A 21,383-nucleotide genomic window follows, 5' to 3' on the forward strand; every position below is an offset into this window, starting at 1 on the left:
GTGTTTTCTGTAAAAAACCTGTTAAAAACGGGTGCTGTATTGGTCTTTATTGGCATTCTGGCACTGGCCGGAATTTACTTGTCGATGCGTTCAAGTTTACCCAGTGTTGCATCACTGAAAGATTTGCAATGGCAAACGCCAATGCAAATCTTTAGCGCTGACGGCAAACTTATTTCTCAATTTGGTGAAAAAAAACGTATTCCCCTCACCTTAGAAGAAATGCCACAACAGTTAATTAATGCGATTTTAGCTACCGAAGACGACCGCTTTTATCTTCATTTTGGCGTTGACCCTATCGGTATGGGTCGAGCTATCCTAGGTCAACTCACCGGACAAAACAAAGGTGGTGCAAGTACCATCACTATGCAGGTAGCACGAAACTTTTTTCTCAGCCGTGAACAAACCTACGTCCGAAAAATTCGCGAAATATTTATTTCTTTCCATATTGAAAGCCTGTTAACAAAAGATGAAATTCTTACACTCTATATGAATAAGATTGCCTTAGGCCATCGCTCTTTCGGTTTTGGTGCCGCCGCACAGGTCTATTATGGTAAAGAAACTAAAGAACTTACTTTAGCGCAAATTGCAGTATTAGCCGGCTTACCAAAAGCGCCCTCAACCATGAACCCTATTAGTCGACCTGATCGAGCAATGCAGCGCCGAAACGTAGTATTACATCGCATGCATAGCGCTGGCTATATTAGTGCTGAAGAAATGTCAGTCGCCAATCAGGCACCTATTACCGCCATTAAACATGGTGCGGAAATTGAGTTAAGTGCGCCTTATATTGCCGAGATGGCCCATCAAGAAATGATCGACCGTTTTGGTAAAGAAACCGCCTACACGGGTGGTTATAAAGTATTTACTACCGTCACCTCAACTTTGCAATATGCCGCTCAACAAGCGGTGGTGAATAATATTTTAGCTTATGATCAACGCCATGGTTATCGCGGCCCTATTAGCACCTTACGCCCCCTTGATAACAAAGCTCTAGCTATTAGCACAGATGACTCAAACAAAATTGCAAGTGCGCCAATAAGTGACGAAGAAGCTATACAAGCACTTGCTTCGATGTCGAGCTATCACTCACTGGTACCAGCGGTTGTTACGGCAACATTTGATCGTGCTGCACAAGTGAAACTACAAGATGGCTCTAAGGTAGAAATTGATTGGCATGGTCTATCGTGGGCTCGAGCTTATATCAATGATGATAAGCAAGCGCCGCCACCAAATACAGCCGGTGAAATATTGACACTGGGCGATATTATTATGGTTTCAGCAACAGAGTCTGGCTACCGCTTAAGCCAATTGCCCGATGTCAGTTCAGCACTTATCTCGCTAGCAACGGATAATGGCGCGATAAAAGCGGCTGTGGGTGGTTTTAGTTTTGAGCATAGTCAATTCAACCGTGTTACCCAAGCAAAACGACAAGTGGGCTCTAACATTAAGCCTTTTATCTACTCAGCAGCATTAGACAGCGGCTATACTTTGGCATCGATAGTCAATGACGCACCAATTAACCAATGGGATAGAAGCTCAGGTGTGGTCTGGCGCCCTAAAAACTCGCCACCAGTTTATAACGGCGAAATTCGACTTCGTTTAGCATTGGCACAATCTAAAAACGTTATCGCTGTGCGCTTGCTTCGAGATGTTGGCTTAGATAAAATTATTCCCTATTTAGCCTCTTTTGGTTTTGATCCTGACGATTTACCGCGTAACGAGTCTTTAGCACTCGGTTCAGCGTCTTTAACACCGTTGGAAGTGGCGACTGGCTTTGCCACATTTGCCAATGGCGGGTTTTTAATTCAACCCTACTTAATTGAACGCATTGAAGACTCCTTCGGTAAGGTCTTATTTCAAGCCAACCCAGCTATTGCCTGTGATCGTTGCGAAGAGATTATAGCCTCAGATCTTGAGACTTTTAACGACAACGCTGATATCACCAACATCGTTGAAAATCAGCCATTGGCTGTTACTGAAAGTAATAAACTAGCCGCAAAAACTATTAATAAAGCCAAGCGTGTTATTAGTGCTCAAAATGCCTTTTTAATGACTGAAGCACTTAATTCGGCAATTTGGGGGGCTGACTGGAATGTAAAACCTTTTTGGCAAGGTACTGGCTTTCGTGCACGAGCATTAAAGCGTAGAGATATTGCGGGAAAAACAGGTACGACCAATCAAGCAAAAGACGCTTGGTTCTCTGGCTACAGTCGCCGAATAGTCACCACATCTTGGATAGGTTTTGACAACCCCAGTAGTAAGCTTGGCCAAACAACCTATAATAGCAACTTAGGTAAAGAACAAACGACAGGTAAAGAATTCGGCGCTAAGTCAGCTCAACCCGTTTGGATCGACTTTATGAAAGTGGCACTTGCAGAACTTCCTATTGAGCCTTTTGAACAACCCGAAGCGTTAATGTCGGTGCGAATAGACAAAGTGTCAGGAAAATTAACCACAAAAACAGACAAATCGAGTCGCTTTGAGTATTTTGAATTAGGCACAGCACCTACTGAATATATTAGCAAAGACATTAGCAGTCAAATCCTCGATGGCGGTTCAGATAAAGTCAGTGAAGAGGGAATATTCGATTAAGCATAACTTGTCTTGTACTTTCGAACTGTCTATTACAGCCCTATATTTTCTTGTGAAAATATCAATAATCGCCACTAAAAGTTTCGTTAGGAAAGTATGCGGATGAAAATTTTGTTTTTTTTCGCCTTTTTTTAGAACATTTTTAAATTTTATATTACTTTTATAACACCCTTTAAGTGATATCTTTCTGACCAATCAGTCAACAAAATAATATTCTTAACTAATTGTTTTTATTTGATAAAAATTAAAATTCTGCTGTATTTATTCATGACCTTATCATTAATTTTTTTTCATCATAAACATCTTTGCTTAAAAAATCATGAAAGTTAGTATGAAAACTTTCACAACGAAAGAAAAAAAACTTTCGTTTTGTTCATTGATCGCCTAAAATTGGCCTCCAAACTCGGAACACCGAAACTAATTATTTAAAAATCGTCATACCTTTAGGAGCGAATTCGCAATGGCAGCTTTAGAAAACTCAATCGATTTATCTTCATACGGCATCAGTAATGTTGCTGAGATAGTTTACAATCCATCTTATGAGTTACTCTTTGCTGAGGAAACAAGATCCGATCTCAGTGGTTTTGATAAAGGTGTGGTTACCGAACTCGGCGCTGTTTCAGTTGATACCGGCATTTTTACGGGTCGCTCACCTAAAGATAAATATATTGTTCGTGATGATACAACCCGTGATACCGTTTGGTGGTCAGATCAAGGTAAAAATGACAACAAGCCAATGTCTCAAGAGACTTGGACTAGCCTAAAAGGTTTAGTCACCGAACAGTTATCCGGCAAACGTTTATTTGTTGTTGATACCTTTTGTGGCGCAGATGATGACACTCGCTTAAAAGTGCGTTTTATCACTGAGGTGGCTTGGCAAGCACATTTTGTTAAAAACATGTTCATTCGCCCCACTGATGCAGAATTAGCACATTACGAACCTGACTTCATTGTCATGAATGGCGCAAAAACCACCAATCCAAATTGGCAAGCACAAGGCTTAAATTCAGAAAATTTTGTTGCCTTTAACTTAACTGAAAAAGTGCAACTTATTGGTGGTACTTGGTACGGCGGCGAAATGAAAAAAGGTATGTTCTCAATGATGAACTACTTTTTACCGCTAAAAGGCATAGCTTCAATGCATTGTAGTGCTAACGTTGGTGAAGATGGTGACACGGCGATTTTCTTCGGCCTTTCTGGTACCGGTAAAACCACATTATCAACTGATCCTAAACGCCAACTGATTGGTGATGACGAACATGGCTGGGATGAAAATGGTGTCTTTAACTTTGAAGGCGGTTGCTATGCAAAAACCATCAACTTAAGCAAAGAGAATGAACCTGACATTTATAATGCTATTCGTCGTGACGCTTTACTAGAAAACGTCACAGTTGACGAAAAGGGCACGATTGATTTTGACGATAATTCAAAAACTGAAAACACCCGTGTTTCTTACCCAATTCATCATATTGATAATATCGTTAAACCTGTCTCTCGTGCCGGCCATGCGAAAAAAGTTATTTTCTTAACCGCTGATGCATTTGGTGTTTTACCTCCCGTTGCTAAATTAACCCCTGCGCAAACAGAATATTATTTCTTGTCGGGTTTCACAGCGAAACTTGCTGGTACTGAACGTGGTATAACAGAGCCAACACCAACATTCTCAAGTTGTTTTGGCGCCGCATTTTTAAGTCTACACCCAACACAATACGCTGAAGTGCTGCGTAATCGTATGCAAGCGGTTGGTGCTGAAGCCTATTTGGTTAACACAGGTTGGAATGGCACGGGCAAACGTATTTCAATTAAAGATACGCGCGCTATTATAGATGCGATTCTTGATGGTTCAATTGATAATGCAGAAACACAAGTTTTACCCTTATTCAATTTAGATATTCCAACCAGCATTGATGGTGTTGATGATGGTATTTTAGACCCACGTAATACTTATGCTGAGCCAGCACAATGGCAGGATAAAGCGATAAATTTAGCGACTCGCTTTGTTAACAATTTTGATAAGTTTACTGATACTGACAACGGTAAATCCTTAGTCACAGCAGGTCCTAAACTATAATTAAACCAGTACCGCACTAAGCTAAAAAAACTAAAAAGCCGTCGTAACTATGACGGCTTTTTTATGCCTGCTATTTTGCTAATACAATCAATACCATTAAGTATTACAAGATGTGATTAGCCGTGGCTAATAGGTAAGCAAACTTTCGCTATTAAGCCCCCTTCTGCTCGATTAGACAATTCCACTCGGCCACCATGGGTATCGACAATACGTTTAATAATAGCTAAACCTAAGCCACTGCCACCGGTTCCTCTGGCTTCATCACCTTGCGTAAAGGGCTGAAATAAGCGCTCGATATCCACTTCAGCAATACCTGGCCCTTCATCAGAAACACAAAAACAAACCTCCTGTGTAGCTTTATCGAATGCGCTAGTTACTATGGTCTTGCCGTCAGAATAGCGTAGCGCATTTTGAATTAAATTTGCCAATACCCGCTTCATAGCAACATAACGCAGAGGCACTTTAGGTAGCGGCTGGGCATTAATAATAATTTCTCGCTCTAGCATACTTTCAGACTGCACCACTTCGTCGATCAAGAGATTAATATCAGCCAACTCAACTTTGTCTTTACTATCATGGCGAATGTAATCAATGAACTGATCTATGATGGTGTTCATGTCTTGAATATCGCCTTCAATACCGGCTTTTAAAAATTCATCTTCATCAATCATTTCAGTGGCTAAACGAATGCGAGTTAAGGGTGTGCGTAAATCATGAGATATACCTGCCATCAATAAATTTCGGTCATCTTCTAGTTGCTTAATACCCTTAGACATATGATTAAAAGCCCGAGTTACCGCAACGATTTCAGTGGTACCTATTTCCGTTAATGGCTCAGGAAAGTCGCCGCGACCCACATCATGAGCCGCATGTTGTAATGCAGCTAACGGACGATTAAGTTGCCGCACAAATAACCACCCCCCCATCACACTCAAAATACCTAAAATAATTAGCACAAAAATAAGCGGTGAAAAGTTTTCTTCTCTTAAGCCATTAATTGGAATTTTAACCCAGTATTCAGGGGCTTGGGGTGGACGAATCCAAAATAGATATTCATCGCCTTGGGAAATTCTTACTTCGGCTGGACCACCTAATAGGCTAGACATTTCATCAGAACGAAAGGCGTAATATACCGCCTCTTGTAGACCTAATTTCATGGCAGCAGCTTCACGATAAACACCAATACCGGTTTCTCGCTGAAATGCCTCTCCCATAGCGGGACTTATTGCTTCATCCGCAATATCGATAAAGACAACACGCACCTGCTTTGCCAGTAGCTGATTAACCTGTTGCGCATTGGGTTGAATAATATATATCGACATCGATATAAATGACACGACTTGATTTATTAACAACAACACACCAATTAAGAGTACCGTTTGACCAAAGGCACTGCGCGGCAATATTTTCATAGACTTCTACTAGGTAATGTTGTTTTCAATGCATTTTAACAGATTTATGCCACAGATCTTCCTTCAGGAACAAATACATATCCTAGACCCCAAACGGTTTGAATATAACGTGGCTTTGCTGGGTCTTCTTCTAACATACGACGCAAGCGGGATACTTGCACATCAATGCTACGCTCTAAAGCAGAATAGTCTCTGCCACGCGCTAAGTTCATTAACTTATCACGTGACAATGGCTCTCTAGGATGGGTAATCAGCGCCTTTAATACGGCAAATTCGCCACTGGTTAGTGGCATATTAACATCGCCTTTAAGCATTTCGCGAGTAGCAAGATTAAGTTTATAGTCACCAAAGGCAATCACATTTTCTTCTTGTGAAGGCGCACCGGGAGCTTCTTGAACTCGGCGGCGTAACACAGCTTTAATACGGGCTGATAATTCACGTGGATTAAAAGGTTTTGGCATATAGTCATCCGCGCCAAGCTCCAAACCAATAATACGGTCTATTTCATCACCTTTGGCGGTTAACATAACAATAGGGATATCATTGCAGTTTTGGCGTAAGCGGCGACAAACAGATAAGCCATCTTCACCTGGCAACATTAAGTCGAGTACTAACAGATGAAAATTTTCACGCTCAAGCAATCTATCCATTTGCTCTGAGTTTGCCGCACTGCGAACGACAAATCCTTGTTCAACTAAATACCGCTCGAGTAAGGCACGTAAACGCATATCATCATCAACTACCAAAATTTTCGGTGTTTCATATCCCATTATACTGATTCCATTTTTTATTTTAATAAAGGTTGGCTATAAATCATCTTACTTGAAATATAAAAACCTGTTCTGTCTCAACTTCATTGCATTCTTCACAACCTATGTTGCAATATAGTTTACTTTAAGTGTGAATTATGTAAATTTTATCATTTAAATAAACAATTGACCATAATACTTCCTATTAAGGCAAAGTGACTTAATGAGTGAGTTGCACTGTTATTGAGTAACATAACTAAGGCCCAGATCTCCTTAATTGAATTACTTACTTTGGCTAGTTATTGTGGGAGAATACGCAAATGAGAATTTGGCTCCATTTTCACAAAGTACCGCTTCGTGTTTTACGCATCAGTAAAAGGCGTAATATCGTCCAGCTTAAGCGCAGTATGGTTAAAATAAAAATAGCGTTAGCTCAAGAAAAAATAGAAACAAGAGCAATGCTAAGTATTTATAAGCGCTACACCAAGCGTGATGCAAGTGCTGAAGAAATGCGCATGGCCAACCAACAATTTATTGATATTTTAAAAGGCCTTGGCGTTGGTGTTGTCGCTATTTTGCCCTTTGCCCCTATTACTATACCTCTGATGATCAAAATTGGTCGCTGGGTTGGCGTCGAAATACTACCCAGCTCATTTATTGATGGTAAAAAACCACCGCGATAAACCTATTAGCCCCTCACTAGCGTAAATAGTGAATCGCTTGATCAGTAACACATTGAGTAAAGCTTTTTTGTCGCTCACTCCTTGGAAGCGTAGCGATAGTTTGAGTGACTACAGCCATTTTCTGCTGTTTTTCTGCTAAAGATAAGTGACTAAATTGCTCATAAAAACAGGCCTTCAAACCATAATTTAATGCTGTATCCGACTTAGGTGACTCGCCCGCCAAACAAGTGATAAGTTGTTCAGCTAAAGTATTTTTATCTAATTGGGTAATTAAGGCTTTAATGGTTAAACTTTCAGCTTTTTGCTTTTGCTTTTGCTGCTGGCAGCTATAAAGCATATCTGCCACCGCAACAATAGGAATAAGTGCCTGATGTTGAGCGCCAAAACGTGCCTTTAACCATTGATTCATCTCAAGTGTTTGGCTCTGCGCCGCTTGCAGCGGCGCACTCACTAGCAGGCTAATAAAGAAAACAGCGTTATTTTTCTGACTTAATAGATTGATGTTCATAAGGTATTCCATAACTTGTCGACTTCACTCTGCTATTGAAAACGTATCAATGTCGCCATTTGGCAGCACATTAAACAATAGCGACACTTTTCTAATTTGGCTTAACGTGGTTAACTAGCTAAAATAGATGCTAATAATGTTGACTATATCGTGAGACAAAATTTTAAAATAGGCTTTTTTTTCATTACATTACTAACTTTCTCTAGTCCACTGTGGGCATTTGATGATGTTAATGCCAGTGCTAATTCAAATACTGATCTCAGTACTGCTGAGTTATTAGATCAGCAGCTTAACAAGGCAAAAGGCAAGGTTGTCTACGTTGATTTTTGGGCTTCATGGTGTATTCCTTGTCGAAAATCATTCCCGTGGATGAATAATTTAGCCGCACAGTATCAATCACAAGGCTTAATCATTCTCAGCATTAATCTAGATCACAGCCGAGTATTAGCTGACGAATTTTTAGCGCAAATACCGGCTAATTTTCCGGTTATTTACGACCCTAAAGGCAGCATTGCAAGAAAGTATCAATTAAAAGGTATGCCCAGCAGTTTCATTATTAACCGACAAGGTCAAATAGTCAGCGCACACGTAGGCTTTAATGAAGAAAAAAAATCAGCTTATGAACAAGAAATTAAAGCGTTATTAACTCCCTTAGAGTAATTGAATTTATTATTAACCGCTTAGCGACAATTAGTCTGTTTGGTCTAGCTCAACAGATCATAATCCACTATTTACTCTAGTTTATTAAGAACCTAAGCCTAGTGCAAACTAAATCCTAGTAATCTAACCACAAACAAAAATTATTCTCTTCAATAGTTTTTAAGCAATATTACCTACTTTAACCAAGCAAAAAGCGAGCTCAGTGGCTCGCTTTTAAAACTAGGGTCGCAGTAACTTAAAAGCTGTACTTGTAACCTAAGGTTAAACTGCGTGGTTTACCTGCCATAATAGAGCCATGCGTACGTGTCGCGATATATTGCTTATCAAGTAAATTATCAATATTTAAGGTGATCTCTTGGTTATCAGCAAGATTATAATGAGCCGCCATATCAACAACAGTGCGGCTGTCAATCGACTGATCGGCAGCAATTGCCCCTTGGCCTGCGGCAGTGCGCATTTCATCAACATAACGCACTAAAATATCACTACGCCATTGCTCACCAACCACGCCAACAGTAAATTGCAACTGGTTTTCAGGTACGTAAGGTAATTCGTCACCCGTTAAAACATTGCCCCAAGTATCTAAACCTGATTGAAAAGAGTTTTGAAACTCTGTTGTCGTAAAGGTATAAGTTAAATCAACCGGAATGCTCAATGCACCAGCAGCAAACTCATAACCGGTTTTAACTTCTAAACCTGAAACTTTTACTGCACCGGCATTATATTGATTGCCAACATTATCTTCATCACAACCTTGGCTCGCGGTACAGTTGCCATGCATATTTTCGTAATCAGAATAAAAGACCAAGGCTTCGCCGTTGAATGCTTGCTGGTTGTAACGAAAACCTAATTCATAGTTAATACTTTCTTCATTTTCTGTTTTATCATTGCCAGGGGCTGGTGGCGCAAAGCCTTTTTGTACACCACCAATAATAATTAAATCATTATTAACACGGTAAGTTACTGCTAACGAAGGCAACAACACCTCAGTATCGTTGCTAACATCTTTAGTTAAAGGTGCATTTCTATCAATAACCCCTTTCGCCCAGTCTTTACGTGAGATGGTCATATCTTCATAACGTAAGCCAGCATTGATAATGAAATCACCCACGCTATATTCATCATGGACAAATAAGGCTATTGCCTCTGCGGAGTCAATACGATTAGAATCCGACCCTTGGATGCCGGCATTAATTAAGCTCATTTCATAACTCGTGTCGAGTGTGTAGTTATCAACCCATTGAAAACGGTCCATTTCATCTTCGTGATAGCGAGCACCAAATTTGACTTGGTGTGCGCCAAAGTCAGCATTTAACACGGTTTGAAGGCCTTTTGATTGATAGGCACGGCTGTTGGCTTTGACATCAACACTAATTTCATCATCGCTAAAGCTACCATTATCAAACGCAGCAGCATCGTCAATAGCACCATCACTTAGGCTCTTACCGTTGACTTTACTGGTTTTATACCAGTTACGGCTAAACTCATTGTAATAAGCTGATGTGCCTAAGTTAAAGCGATCAGACAACTTAATATGATGGTTAATTTGCCACTGTTTATGCTCAGTATCCATATTATCGAGCTGCGATGCAGAATAACGAGAATAAGGGTTAGTTTTAAAATCAGCGTCAGTTAAACCCATATAGGTTTCATCTGAATTCTCATCCGAATATTTTAATTTAAATTCTAATTCTTGATAGTATTTCGCATCGCTATCACTGTTGATCATCATTTTTGCCATGATGTCGTTTTTGACAAAGCCGGTATCATCGCCGGTATGATTGACTTCTTTGAAACCATCCGCTTGATAACGAAATATTTCAACCACTGACGAAACATTTTTACCTGCGCCACCGATATAGGCATGGGCTTTAGCAAAACCGTCTTCACCAGCACTTAAATTAACCTGCCCTGCTAGCGCTTCTTTAGGGATAGTGCGAGATAGCATATTAATTACACCACCTGTAGTACGCGGACCATACATAGCGCTTGACGTACCTTTTAGCACTTCAATTTGTTGCATACGACCTGCCGTTGGAAAGTAGTACGCTGCAGGTGCTGAATACGGTGCAGGTGCGGCTAAAACACCATCTTCCATGATAGTGACTTTTTCACTGCGGTTTTGGCCAGTACCACGCATACCAATATTTGGACGTAAACCGTAACCATCTTCTTCTAAAACATAAACACCTGGTACCGTGGTTAAGGTACGCATAATATCGGTAAAGTCGAATTTCTCTAATTCTGCCTGAGAAATCATATGAGCACTGCCAGGTACATCGTTAACCGTTTCGCCACTACCAAAAATAGTTAAATGTTCCATATCATCATCGGCAACGGCCGTATTTGAAATAGCACTAACAACAGATAAAGCGATCAACGCGGGTTGAAAAAAAGAAGAAATTCGCATAGCTAAGCCTATAAAAGAAACAATGATTTGAATTGCCTGCATTTAATCACATAGTTGAATGGGAATCAATATCATTTGTATTATTTATCATGGTTAATTGATATAAGGTACTTACGCTTCAGATATGACTTTATTTGACAGCGCACTATCGCAAGCCCCAGATTTTACTATGATATGGGTAACCGCCTCAGATAAGTTCATTATAAGGGTTAAAAACTAGCATAGTGGGTCGTGGGTCATTATGGCTTCATTAGCATTAACCAGGCTTTAGCGTAATCGGGTAGATGCTTATTGGCTTGATGATAATCTTGCCAACCATAATAACTATCGACTAACAGGTCGAGTTGAAAAAGATTATTATCAAAGGCGCCGCCTTGATCAGCGAGTACACCTAAGCGTGATATGTTTTTATCCGCCTGCTGATAACTGACCATAAATAACTTACCTAAGCCAAGATCTGCCACATTGCCAGCAAAAGAAACCTGTGCTTTAAGCGCTATTTTACTTTCAAGCGTTTTGCCATAACCCATGATGCTAGGTACTTCTGCAAAATACCAATAGCGTGCTTGTTCACGCTTACCTATGGCATAGTCATAAGCAATACCATTATTACGATGCACATTAAAATAACGCCGCACGCCATTAACATCAACCACACCCGTACCTTGTAATAACACGTCATGTAAGGCTTCTTCGGTGAGCCAGATTAACGCCTTAGCTAATTTTTTTTCCGCTAGAGCACCCGCAATAATGTCTTGGCGGGTATATTGATGACGAGTGAGGGTTAGGTCGTTATTAGCCTCGGTGAGTTTCAAACCTAATTCATCATAAGGCAGCGCATAAAGGGCTTGTGTATAGACTGGAGTTCTAACCGCACTCGCCGTTAATAGTTTAGTGTAATATTTAGTTAGAAATATTTTTTCACGCGAAATAGCATTTAACATACTGGTTTTTCTGGCATGAGTGCTTTTTAAGGCAATTTTTCTGGCCGTGGCTACATCTGGCGTCCAGCGATAAAAGTCAAAATTTGTGGTTAAAAAATCTTCATCATGCAATCGACTATCACGCTTTGCCCGTACATCTTCACGATAAGTTTGGCAGATAAATGCTAGGGTTTTTTCTACTCTAACTAGCGTTACACTGTTATCAAATACTTTACCTGCGTGCACAGCAAATTTGTCCACTGAAAATGTTGTTAAATAGCGCTGAGTTGCCTCGGCTACATCACACAAAGCGCTGGCTTTAAAGTCGGTCATCTTGCCTAATTCAGGCGTGTTGTCGAGCTTAAAAAAACTCAATGGTGTTTGGGCTGCACAGTGAAAAGTAACCAGTATAAAAAGTAAACAAAATAAACCAAGGCGCATAAATAGCCGGTATTAAAAATAATAGACCACCATGGTATGACAATCCTAAAAGTGACGCTAGCCTGTGAGTTTAATAATGTTCAATAAACTTTTCTGTTGAAATTTCAGCCATTAAAAGCTAATTTTCTATCTGGTGTTTTATTTAATGTTATGAGATAGTTATAATGCATATCGCATTGAATACCAAATTGAATATCCGGTTAGGCAATTCATTCGCCAAGTGGATATCTCTCATTAGGAAGATGTAAAGTAGAAGGGATACAACGAAATGCGCTTTAAAGGGAAGTTAACAAAATGGCATGCGGATAAAGCTTTTGGCTTTATTGCCCCCAACGATGTCCTCAGCCAGGTTTTTATTCATCAATCTGCCTTTGCTAATAAAGCTAGAATACCGCAAATTAGTGACATTATTACCTTTTCAATCACCAAAGATAAAGCCGGTCGATACTGCGCTTGTGATGCCACCTTCTTAGGTGAAAAATTCAAGAAAAAGCAACCAAAAAAAATCAATCAATGCTCTATTTATTTCTCGCTCATCTTTTTAGCCGTCATCATGATCACTTTTACTTTAGGCTATTTACCGCAAAAATTAATGTCTATCTATATAGGGTTAAGTTTTTTAACTTTTCTCAGTTATGCGGTCGATAAATCAAAAGCACAACGTGGTGCATGGCGCACTCAAGAAAGCACTTTGCATATACTTGCTTTAATAGGGGGATGGCCGGGTGCAGCGCTCGCGCAACAAATTCTTCGGCATAAATCATCAAAAAAAACCTTTATACGGGTTTTTTGGAGCACGGTAATAATTAATTTAGCGCTGTTACTCTGGCTATATTCGTCATCAGGTGTGCAATATCTTCAGTTATTGACTTAGGCGATTTTTGAAACAAGAGGGTGCCTGTGTTTTTGCAGCAGGTAATAGCCATTAATTTAATGGCTATTACCTGCTAGGCTAGCTTAGCGGTGCAAGCAGTGAGGTTAAAATATCATCGGTTAAACTTAATTTGCTATCACTAACTTCTTCAGATAATAAAGCTTTTGCAAGCTCGGCTTTGTTTTGCTGAATTTTTTGAATTTTTTCTTCTATTGAGTTTTCAATAATCAATTTGTAGACAAAAACGGGTTTGTCTTGGCCAATACGGTACGCTCTGTCCGTGGCTTGGTTTTCCACCGCAGGGTTCCACCAAGGATCAAAATGAATAACGGTATCGGCTGCGGTTAAGTTTAAGCCCACACCGCCCGCACGTAAGCTAATTAAAAATACCGGTACTTCACCACGTTGAAACTTATCAACTACCTCTTGTCTTTTAGTAGTTGAACCAGTTAATTTAACGTAACCAATACCCGCTTCAATCAGCTCTGCCTCTATCAAAGCCAGCATACTGGTGAACTGTGAAAAAATTAATATTCTGCGGCCTTCATCAATTTGCTCTGGCAGCGTTTCCATTAAATAATCAAGTTTAGCCGATTGATTGACCTTTTTAGCACCTTCAAGTGATAATAACTTAGGGTGATTACATACCTGTCTTAGTTTTAATAACGCGTCTAAAACTTCTATCTGACTACGTTTTAAACCTTTATCGGCAATAATATCTTTTAAGCGACTGTCCATGGCTAAGCGTACTGATTCATAGAGCTCAGCTTGCTTACCTTCAATACGTAGCTTTTGAATTATCTCAGTTTTTGGTGGTAACTCTGTGGCTATTTTATCTTTGGTTCGGCGTAAAATAAACGGCTTAATACGCTGGTTTAATAGCTGCTTACGTTCATGATCACCATGCTTTTCTATCGGGGTTCTAAAGAGCTTAGTAAATTGTCTTTGTCCCCCTAAAAAGCCTGGCAGTAAAAAATTAAATTGCGCCCAAAACTCGCCTAAATGATTTTCCATAGGCGTACCTGTTAAGCATAATTTATGCTGCGCCTTTAACGTCATAAATGCTTGATATAACTTAGTTTTAGTGTTTTTTATATAATGCGCTTCATCAAGAATAAGGTAATAAAATTGTTGTTCACAGTAATGTTCTAAATCTTTAATAATTAACGCATAACTGGTAATAATGATATCAACTTGATTTTCACTGCCTTCACCCTGGTCAAAACAATCAAAGTGTTGCTGACGTTTACTGCCGTGTAATACTTGATATGAAAGTTGTGGGGTAAATTTTTCTATCTCATTTGCCCAGTTAAAAATAACGCTGGTGGGCGCCACAATAAGTACTGGCTTGTTGAGTCGACCTTGCTGTTTTTCAACCAGTAAGTGCGCCAAGGCTTGAATGGTTTTACCTAAACCCATATCATCCGCCAGAATACCGTTTAATTGATACTCGCGTAAAAACTGTAACCAGTTTAGTCCTTGGTGCTGATAAGTTCTTAACGTAGCGTTTAAACCAAGAGGAACAGGTACGGTAGTAACTTGTTGAAAGTTGCTCAGTTTATCCGCCAGCGCTCTTAACTTACTGGTACCTGTTGCTATCATGCCTTGGTCATCTAACATCGATAAGGTTTGATGTCCTTGAAAGCGTGATAACTCCATCCTGCCATCTTTATTTAAGGCGTTGGGCATAAATAGTTCAATAAATTGTTTTAAGATGGGCTGTACGCTTTGATAACGCAAAGCAACAAAGTCCCCATTATCTAGATCAACATAAATCGGTGAGTCGGGTGCTATAAGCTGTGTTTTTTCGCCACCCACTTTGTCACGATCAAATAATACCGATTTAGGTAGTTGCTCGATAGCCCCCAGCAAAATAGGAAACGCCGGCATTTTCTTACCATCAATGGTTAAATTTAACCCTAAAGAGAAAAAATCATGATCATCAGTTTCAATCACTTCTGCGTCAAATATGCTGTCGGTGGAAAGTGCTTTATAATAAAAATTATCCGCAAAGCTGATATGCCAACCCAGATCTTTAAGCACTTGTAATTCTTGATGCAAAAAGTGATGCCAAGCATAGCGCCCTTGCATTAGCATTGAAAACTTAGGTACTTTGTCTTTATTCAAATAGTCTTCATTGGTAAAAGTGTAACGCTTAGGCTTAGGCTGAGCGTTAAATTTTAACGTCGACAGTTTATCAATGACCGTTTGTTCAAAGGATAAATCTCGATACAGCTTTACCTTGCTAGCGCCGTCACTGTCATCGTCAGTCAAGTTAGCAGGTGAAACCGTGACACTGTCATTATGCGGATTAACTAAATTACCTTGATAAGAGAAATTAACCCGCACAAAACCTGACTGTGGATTAGCTTCTGCAGGGGTAGAAAAGTGCAAATACACTTCAGGCTTAGTTAACTCTTGAGAAAATTCTGTTTTTGGTTTTGGCAAGCGCTGCACTGCATCACCTAATGACATTGACAACTTGCTCATTACCCAGGGTAACTTATCTTCTTCAAAAATCGGTGAATTGAGTAAGTCGGCTTCAAAATCACATTGAGTATTGGTCTTAATTTCGCCAAAACAATTTTGCTCTTCATCGTAATAGCACAGCGGTTGTGCTTTGATAATAAGAATACTGCTTGATGGCTGCATAAAAACTAGCTGCAAGGTATGTAAATGGTTACCCAATGCCAACCACTGCCATTGTGCTTCTAGGGGGTCACCTAAGGTAATCGCGTCGTTCAGGTCGTAATTTGTCTGCCAAAAACAGCGATTAGTTTTTATAATACGCGCAAATAAATCAAAATATTTAATGTTATCGCCATATTGATTTGTGCGAATAAGCTCGGTTAGTACCCCAACATCTTCGTTCGTAGCATAGGCACTATTAATTAACGAACTGGCAGAATATTCACTGCCAAGGGTATGACTCCAACCACCACTATTTTTTGGTCGAGCTGATTTAATCCCTAAGGTAAAATAATCATCTTCGTTATAGCTGTTGGGCTTTAAAAAGTATAATAATGATTTTTGTTGGCTATTGGGTTGATATCTACTGGGTTGGGCTTGAAAGCGGGTCAGCCATTTATCCACTATTTTTTCAGATGAAGCGATACTATTGTGATCAAAATGTTCATCAACAAAATACTGCGCTAAAGCGGCGCCATGCTTGCAATCACGACCAATATAACAGTCACAATAACTGGCAATATCACCCTGTTTTTCTTCAAAAACTAACCGTGTTAGATACCCTACTTGGCGAGAGCGCTCACTAAAAACTACGCCACGAATTGTTTCACCGTCAAGAGCACAGGTTTTAATACCTTTAGCCTGAAAAATTCTCGTGCCTTTTTTCCATTCATTTTTGGTAAAGTGTTGTTCTAGTAACTCAGGTGTAAACGTATTTTTAGCCATAAGGTTTTAATTATTAAGAACTCAAATAGATGGGTAAGTTGAAAAGTTAAGTCATTATATCTTCTCAACAGGATAAAAGTATTAAGTATAGTAATAGAACTTTCAGGGTTAGCTGCTGATTGCGGATTACTCATGTTTCATACGAATAATACCACTGAGACTTAAAACCTTCAATGCTCCTGATGATACCAATGTATAGTACGCCGTATACTTACCCTGAATAAGCCTGCATAAGATTACGCCAAGATTTGATCGATTTCACTAACTCAGCTAGGCATAAATACGCTAAAATAGGCAGTTATTACCCTAGCTTTGAGCCCTTTATATTAATGACCTCTGTCACAACGCCAGCCAATTTTACAGAACTTGGCCTTATTCCACCTTTGTTAGCTCGACTAACTGAGCTAGAATATCAACAGCCCACGCCCATTCAAGCGCAAGCTATTCCAAGTGTATTAGCCGGACGTGACTTAATTGCCGGGGCAAATACTGGCTCAGGTAAAACAGCTACCTTTGCACTGCCGCTATTGCAAAAAATACAGCAACAACAACTTGCTCTGCCACCACAGGCTGAAAAATCATTAGCGAGTAGTACTAAAGGTAACTATGTTACTGGCCTCATTTTGGTGCCTACGCGTGAACTTGCTAAGCAAGTAGCTGACAGCATTAAGTCTTATGCCGTGCATTTTAACGGCAAAATAAAAACCGTGGCAGTTTATGGTGGTGTATCAGCCAATACGCAAATGCTAGCCTTACGTGGCGGCAGTGATATTTTGGTGGCAACACCCGGTCGATTACTGGATTTAATTTCAAGTAATGCGATTAAGCTCGATAAGGTCAACACCTTAGTGCTTGATGAAGCCGATAGAATGTTAAGTCTCGGCTTTACTGAAGAACTCTCTGCGTTGTTAGCCTTATTACCAAAGAAAAAACAAACCTTATTGTTTTCAGCGACCTTCCCTGAGCAAGTCAAGGCATTAACCCAAGAACTGCTTAACAACCCGATTGAAATACAATTACAAAGTAGCGACGCCAGCACCTTGGTACAGCGAGTTTTTACTGTTAACAAGGGCGAAAAAACAGCGGTATTAGCGCATTTAATTCAGCAACAGCAATGGCGACAAGCGCTTATTTTCGTCAATGCCAAACACCACTGTGAACATTTAGCTGAAAAATTGGCTAAACATGGTATTACTGCTGCCGTGTTTCATGGCGATAAAGGCCAAGGCGAACGTAGTCGAGTGCTTGACGGCTTTAAAGCCGGCGAGATTGCTGTGTTAATTGCCACTGATATTGCTGCCCGTGGCCTAGACATTGAAAAACTGCCCGTGGTGATCAATTTTAACTTACCCAGAAGTCCATCAGACTACATGCATCGTATTGGCAGAAGTGGCCGTGCGGGTGAGGTAGGCTTGGCGATATCACTTATCGATCATGAAGATTATCATCACTTTAAAGTGATCGAGAAAAAGAATAAAATTTGGCTTGAACGTGAGCAAGTCGAAGGTTTTGAGGCCGATGAAATTAGCGATGATTCAATTTTAGCCGCAGAGAAACCTATGGCCGCACCTGAAGGCAGCGGTAAGAAAAAACGCAAAAAGAAAGCGACCGTTAATGCTGATATTTGGGCAGGTTATGCTGAAAACGAATAACTTAACGAGTATAAAGTGTATTATCTCATGCAAGCTATTTTTCTAACTTGAAGGTTTAATAAGCCGAAGTGCCGATAAACCCCCAATGTGATTTAGCTGAATTTAAAGGCCGATACTTAACCTATCGGCCTTTTGTATTGGCTATTTATTTAAATTAGTAAAGTTAGTGAAATTTTGAATAATGTTACTGACTGCTTTTTGTCTTGAGATTCACCAATGCCAGTATCGAAAATATGGCCTTAAATATTTTTTGCCTTATCATCCTACTAAATAATTCGGCTAAAAATCATGGCAAATAATAGCGTATACTCTTGCCTTGAATATATTCGATTACCTTACTTATTGATTAGTTAATTAAAGAGAACTCATGTTTGCCAATATCCCCTTACCTGCTACTGACGAAATTATAGAGTTGATGGCACGTTCATCTCAAGATGAAAGGCCTTTTAAAGTTGATTTAACCGTAGGCGTTTATAAAGATAGCCATGACAAGGTCGTGCTAATGCAAGCAGTAAAGCAAGCCGACCAAATGCTCGCCAATGCCGGACGAAATAAAAGCTATGTGGGTTCAAAAGGTGATCTTGAATATGTGCAATTACTACAAGCAATGGTGTTTGCAAACCAAACAGTGAATGGCTACGTCAATGGCATTCAAACAGCCGGTGGCAGTGGCGGCTTACGCGCCATATTAGATTTAATTAAGCTCGCCAACCCTGAGGCCAAAATTTGGGTAAGTGACCCAACCTATGCCAACCATATTCCCACCATTATAGCCGCCGGTTTGGCTTATGAGGAATACGCTTTTATTAACAAAAAAACCATGATGCTTGATGAAATGGGCATGTTCAATACCCTTGAAAAATTAGGCGAAAATGATGTTGTGCTCTTGCACGGCTCTTGCCATAACCCTTCAGGATTACGCTTAACATTGCCACATTGGCAGCAAATTGCTCAGCTCTCAAAATCTACCGGATTTTTACCCTTAATCGACACCGCGTATCAAGGCTTTGCCGACGGATTAAATGAAGATGCTGCTGGCTTACTGACTATCGCTAATACGGTTGATCGCCTAGCACTTTGCGTAAGTTGTTCAAAAAACTTCGGTTTATACAGTGATCGAGTCGGTGCGGCTTATATTTTAAGTCCAACACAAGCAGAAGCAGACAAAGCGCAAGCTCAACTTGCTATTATGAGTAAAACCACTTATTGGGTACCACCGTCTAATGGCGCTGAAATTGTAAAAACCATTGTTAAAACCCCTGAGCTGAGAAAAGTTTGGTCGGATGAACTGACACAGATAAATATTAAAATTAAAGCCATCAGAGCAAAACTTTGCGCGGCCTTTCGTCAACACTCAGGCGATAATTATTTTGATTATATTTTATCTCAAGAAGGCATGTTTTCTATGTTGCCAGCAACCGCAGAGCAAATGGAAATACTCAGAGATCAATATGCCATATACGGCTTGAATAACGGACGCATTAATCTGGCATCAATTCCAGAGCAACATATGGATTACCTAGTCGCCAGCGTTTTAGCGGTCACACGAGATGAGCAATAACCAATAAATGGCTCTATTTTACAGCACGCTTGATAGCTTAGAGATAAAGTAAGTCTTTTAACTAAGCTTGCTTTTACAGATCGCCATATAGCTTTGGGTCATTTTTTTGTCGCTCACACTTGAGTCCGTCAAGCGTTAAACAGGAAATTAACCTGATGGGCACAATATGAATAGCCAAGTTAATGCGGTCTAAGGCGGCAACAATTAACGTCAACAGGGCCAAATAAATGAGGTGCAAAATATTTTAAAACATTAACTGTCCTTAATGTTTTGTCAATAAACCTTGATGCGGCTGAAAATATAGCGATAATCGGGCAAGGTTTTATATGCTGAGTTAATTAATTGCAATTATTAGAAGTAGAATGTCTAGGAAAAACACTAAGATTAGAAGGGTCAATGGCCGGATGGCAGCAAGTATTTTGGGATGAGCAATGTGTCTCACAAATTAATGCTCATGCCGACAGTGAGTCATTTACACATAAATTTACCCTACAAAATGAGCATGGTGAATTACCCGTAGAACTCAAGGGTTCACTGCAATGGCAACCTTTTGCGCTGCAATTTCAACTGTTAGTCAATAACGAGCTATTACACGATAATACCCTCAATGAAAAAGACATAGAGCAACGCCAAATCGTCAAAGGGGAAAAGCAACCAATTAAATTTAGTTTAGTCGGTATGGCTGGCCTTGGCTTGAAGCTATTGAAAAGTGCCAAGGTGGTTAAAGTGTTATTTGCTGCCGGCAGTTTGGCGGCTTATAGCTGGTTATTCTCTATTGAGTTTGCCATCGCACTGATTCTTTGCCTCGTTTTTCATGAATATGGTCATATTAGAGCGATGAAATACTTTGGCTTGAAAACTAAAGGTATATATCTCATCCCCTTTGTTGGCGGTTTAGCGCTGAGCGATGACAAAATTAATACCCGCTGGCAAGATATTGTTATTTCAATTATGGGGCCCTTTTTCGGCTTAATACTTTCTATCGCTTGCTTAGTGGGTTATTGGCTGACCGATATAGAAATACTCGCCGGCTTGGCCGTATTTAATGCCCTGCTCAATTTATTTAACTTATTGCCCATATTGCCGTTAGACGGTGGCCATGTGCTGAAAAGCATCGCTTTTTCAATCAACTCTAAAGTAGGTTTAGTCGCTTGTGCCTTAGGCGCAGCGCTGGGTATTTATATCAGTTATTACTTTGGTTTAGCGTTGTTAGGCTTTTTACTGGCTATTGGTAGCATAGAAATATTTTTTGAATATAAACGCCGGCATTTAAGCCAGTTACTGCCCCTTAATCGCTATGCACAAATTGTCTCCACGTTATGGTATGTCGTTACCGTTGGGGGTTTATCTGCCATTATTTGGCTGGTGGGCCAAACAGGCAATGACGCATTGTCGCTACCACTTAAAATATTAGGCAGTTAACATTTGTCCGT

14 protein-coding genes are annotated in these 21,383 nt (G+C 40.0%); 8 read left to right on the forward strand and 6 right to left on the reverse strand.

Going from position 1 to position 21,383, the window contains the following annotated elements:
• Both H4J59_RS06700 and pckA read left to right on the forward strand, forming a co-directional pair.
• Positions 1–2,592 (forward strand): penicillin-binding protein 1A, encoded by a 2,592-nt coding sequence (locus tag H4J59_RS06700; protein WP_310733170.1) that lies wholly within the window; start codon positions 1–3, stop codon positions 2,590–2,592.
• Between the two features lie 460 nt (positions 2,593–3,052).
• Positions 3,053–4,663 carry a phosphoenolpyruvate carboxykinase (ATP) gene (pckA, locus tag H4J59_RS06705; RefSeq protein WP_182237903.1) on the forward strand — a complete coding sequence of 537 codons (1,611 nt, stop codon included), beginning with the start codon at positions 3,053–3,055 and terminating at the stop codon, positions 4,661–4,663.
• Positions 4,664–4,779: 116 nt separating this feature from the next.
• Here pckA and envZ read toward each other — a convergent pair whose 3' ends face one another.
• Both envZ and ompR read right to left on the reverse strand, forming a co-directional pair.
• Positions 4,780–6,075 (reverse strand): two-component system sensor histidine kinase EnvZ, encoded by a 1,296-nt coding sequence (gene envZ / locus H4J59_RS06710; protein ID WP_182237904.1) that lies wholly within the window; start codon positions 6,073–6,075, stop codon positions 4,780–4,782.
• A 44-nt stretch (positions 6,076–6,119) separates the two neighbouring features.
• Entirely contained in the window at positions 6,120–6,845 is a 726-nt protein-coding gene (gene ompR, locus H4J59_RS06715; RefSeq protein ID WP_182237906.1) for a two-component system response regulator OmpR, read from the reverse strand.
• Positions 6,846–7,144: 299 nt separating this feature from the next.
• Between ompR and H4J59_RS06720 the strand changes: the two genes are divergently transcribed.
• Positions 7,145–7,507, forward strand: a complete 363-nt coding sequence (locus H4J59_RS06720; RefSeq protein ID WP_182237908.1) for a hypothetical protein — start codon at positions 7,145–7,147, stop codon at positions 7,505–7,507.
• A 16-nt stretch (positions 7,508–7,523) separates the two neighbouring features.
• Here H4J59_RS06720 and H4J59_RS06725 read toward each other — a convergent pair whose 3' ends face one another.
• Entirely contained in the window at positions 7,524–8,015 is a 492-nt protein-coding gene (locus tag H4J59_RS06725) for a hypothetical protein (RefSeq protein WP_182237910.1), read from the reverse strand.
• A gap of 150 nt (positions 8,016–8,165) precedes the next feature.
• On the opposite strand from H4J59_RS06725, the gene H4J59_RS06730 reads away from it, so the two are divergent.
• Complete coding sequence (locus H4J59_RS06730; RefSeq protein ID WP_310733171.1) at positions 8,166–8,675, forward strand: TlpA disulfide reductase family protein; 510 nt, start codon at positions 8,166–8,168, stop codon at positions 8,673–8,675.
• Between the two features lie 235 nt (positions 8,676–8,910).
• Here the strand turns inward: H4J59_RS06730 and H4J59_RS06735 are convergent, their stop codons facing one another.
• Together H4J59_RS06735 and H4J59_RS06740 are read right to left on the reverse strand one after the other, a co-directional pair.
• Positions 8,911–11,085: a TonB-dependent receptor domain-containing protein gene (locus H4J59_RS06735; RefSeq protein ID WP_182237912.1), complete on the reverse strand. Its 2,175-nt coding sequence runs from the start codon at positions 11,083–11,085 to the stop codon at positions 8,911–8,913.
• A 239-nt stretch (positions 11,086–11,324) separates the two neighbouring features.
• Entirely contained in the window at positions 11,325–12,383 is a 1,059-nt protein-coding gene (locus H4J59_RS06740; protein ID WP_182237914.1) for an MltA domain-containing protein, read from the reverse strand.
• Positions 12,384–12,717: 334 nt separating this feature from the next.
• Between H4J59_RS06740 and H4J59_RS06745 the strand changes: the two genes are divergently transcribed.
• The gene (locus H4J59_RS06745) at positions 12,718–13,323 is read left to right on the forward strand and encodes a cold shock and DUF1294 domain-containing protein (RefSeq protein WP_182237916.1); all 606 of its coding nucleotides are present in this window, start codon (positions 12,718–12,720) and stop codon (positions 13,321–13,323) included.
• 78 nt (positions 13,324–13,401) lie between these two features.
• On the opposite strand, the gene H4J59_RS06750 is transcribed toward H4J59_RS06745, so the two are convergent.
• A complete protein-coding gene (locus H4J59_RS06750) occupies positions 13,402–16,737 on the reverse strand; it encodes a DEAD/DEAH box helicase (RefSeq protein ID WP_182237918.1) in 3,336 nt (1,111 codons plus the stop codon).
• A 329-nt stretch (positions 16,738–17,066) separates the two neighbouring features.
• Between H4J59_RS06750 and H4J59_RS06755 the strand changes: the two genes are divergently transcribed.
• From H4J59_RS06755 to H4J59_RS06765, 3 genes are all read left to right on the forward strand, one after another.
• The gene (locus H4J59_RS06755) at positions 17,067–18,389 is read left to right on the forward strand and encodes a DEAD/DEAH box helicase (protein ID WP_182238009.1); all 1,323 of its coding nucleotides are present in this window, start codon (positions 17,067–17,069) and stop codon (positions 18,387–18,389) included.
• A gap of 367 nt (positions 18,390–18,756) precedes the next feature.
• A complete protein-coding gene (locus H4J59_RS06760; RefSeq protein ID WP_182237920.1) occupies positions 18,757–19,950 on the forward strand; it encodes an aromatic amino acid transaminase in 1,194 nt (397 codons plus the stop codon).
• Between the two features lie 342 nt (positions 19,951–20,292).
• Positions 20,293–21,372 carry a site-2 protease family protein gene (locus tag H4J59_RS06765; RefSeq protein ID WP_182237921.1) on the forward strand — a complete coding sequence of 360 codons (1,080 nt, stop codon included), beginning with the start codon at positions 20,293–20,295 and terminating at the stop codon, positions 21,370–21,372.
• The last annotated feature ends 11 nt before the right edge of the window (positions 21,373–21,383 follow it).

It is taken from the genome of Colwellia sp. MB02u-10, from assembly GCF_014077185.1.
Classification (GTDB): Bacteria; Pseudomonadota; Gammaproteobacteria; order Enterobacterales; family Alteromonadaceae; genus Cognaticolwellia.

Excerpts from the sequence above, each read along its gene's own strand:
- H4J59_RS06750 (WP_182237918.1), bottom strand. The coding sequence starts at position 16,737 with ATGGCTAAAAATACGTTTACACCTGAGTTACTAGAACAACACTTTACC.
- H4J59_RS06755 (WP_182238009.1), top strand. The coding sequence starts at position 17,067 with ATGACCTCTGTCACAACGCCAGCCAATTTTACAGAACTTGGCCTTATT.
- H4J59_RS06735 (WP_182237912.1), bottom strand. The coding sequence starts at position 11,085 with ATGCGAATTTCTTCTTTTTTTCAACCCGCGTTGATCGCTTTATCTGTT.
- pckA (WP_182237903.1), top strand. The coding sequence starts at position 3,053 with ATGGCAGCTTTAGAAAACTCAATCGATTTATCTTCATACGGCATCAGT.
- H4J59_RS06725 (WP_182237910.1), bottom strand. The coding sequence starts at position 8,015 with ATGAACATCAATCTATTAAGTCAGAAAAATAACGCTGTTTTCTTTATT.
- ompR (WP_182237906.1), bottom strand. The coding sequence starts at position 6,845 with ATGGGATATGAAACACCGAAAATTTTGGTAGTTGATGATGATATGCGT.
- H4J59_RS06745 (WP_182237916.1), top strand. The coding sequence starts at position 12,718 with ATGCGCTTTAAAGGGAAGTTAACAAAATGGCATGCGGATAAAGCTTTT.
- H4J59_RS06760 (WP_182237920.1), top strand. The coding sequence starts at position 18,757 with ATGTTTGCCAATATCCCCTTACCTGCTACTGACGAAATTATAGAGTTG.
- H4J59_RS06720 (WP_182237908.1), top strand. The coding sequence starts at position 7,145 with ATGAGAATTTGGCTCCATTTTCACAAAGTACCGCTTCGTGTTTTACGC.
- envZ (WP_182237904.1), bottom strand. The coding sequence starts at position 6,075 with ATGAAAATATTGCCGCGCAGTGCCTTTGGTCAAACGGTACTCTTAATT.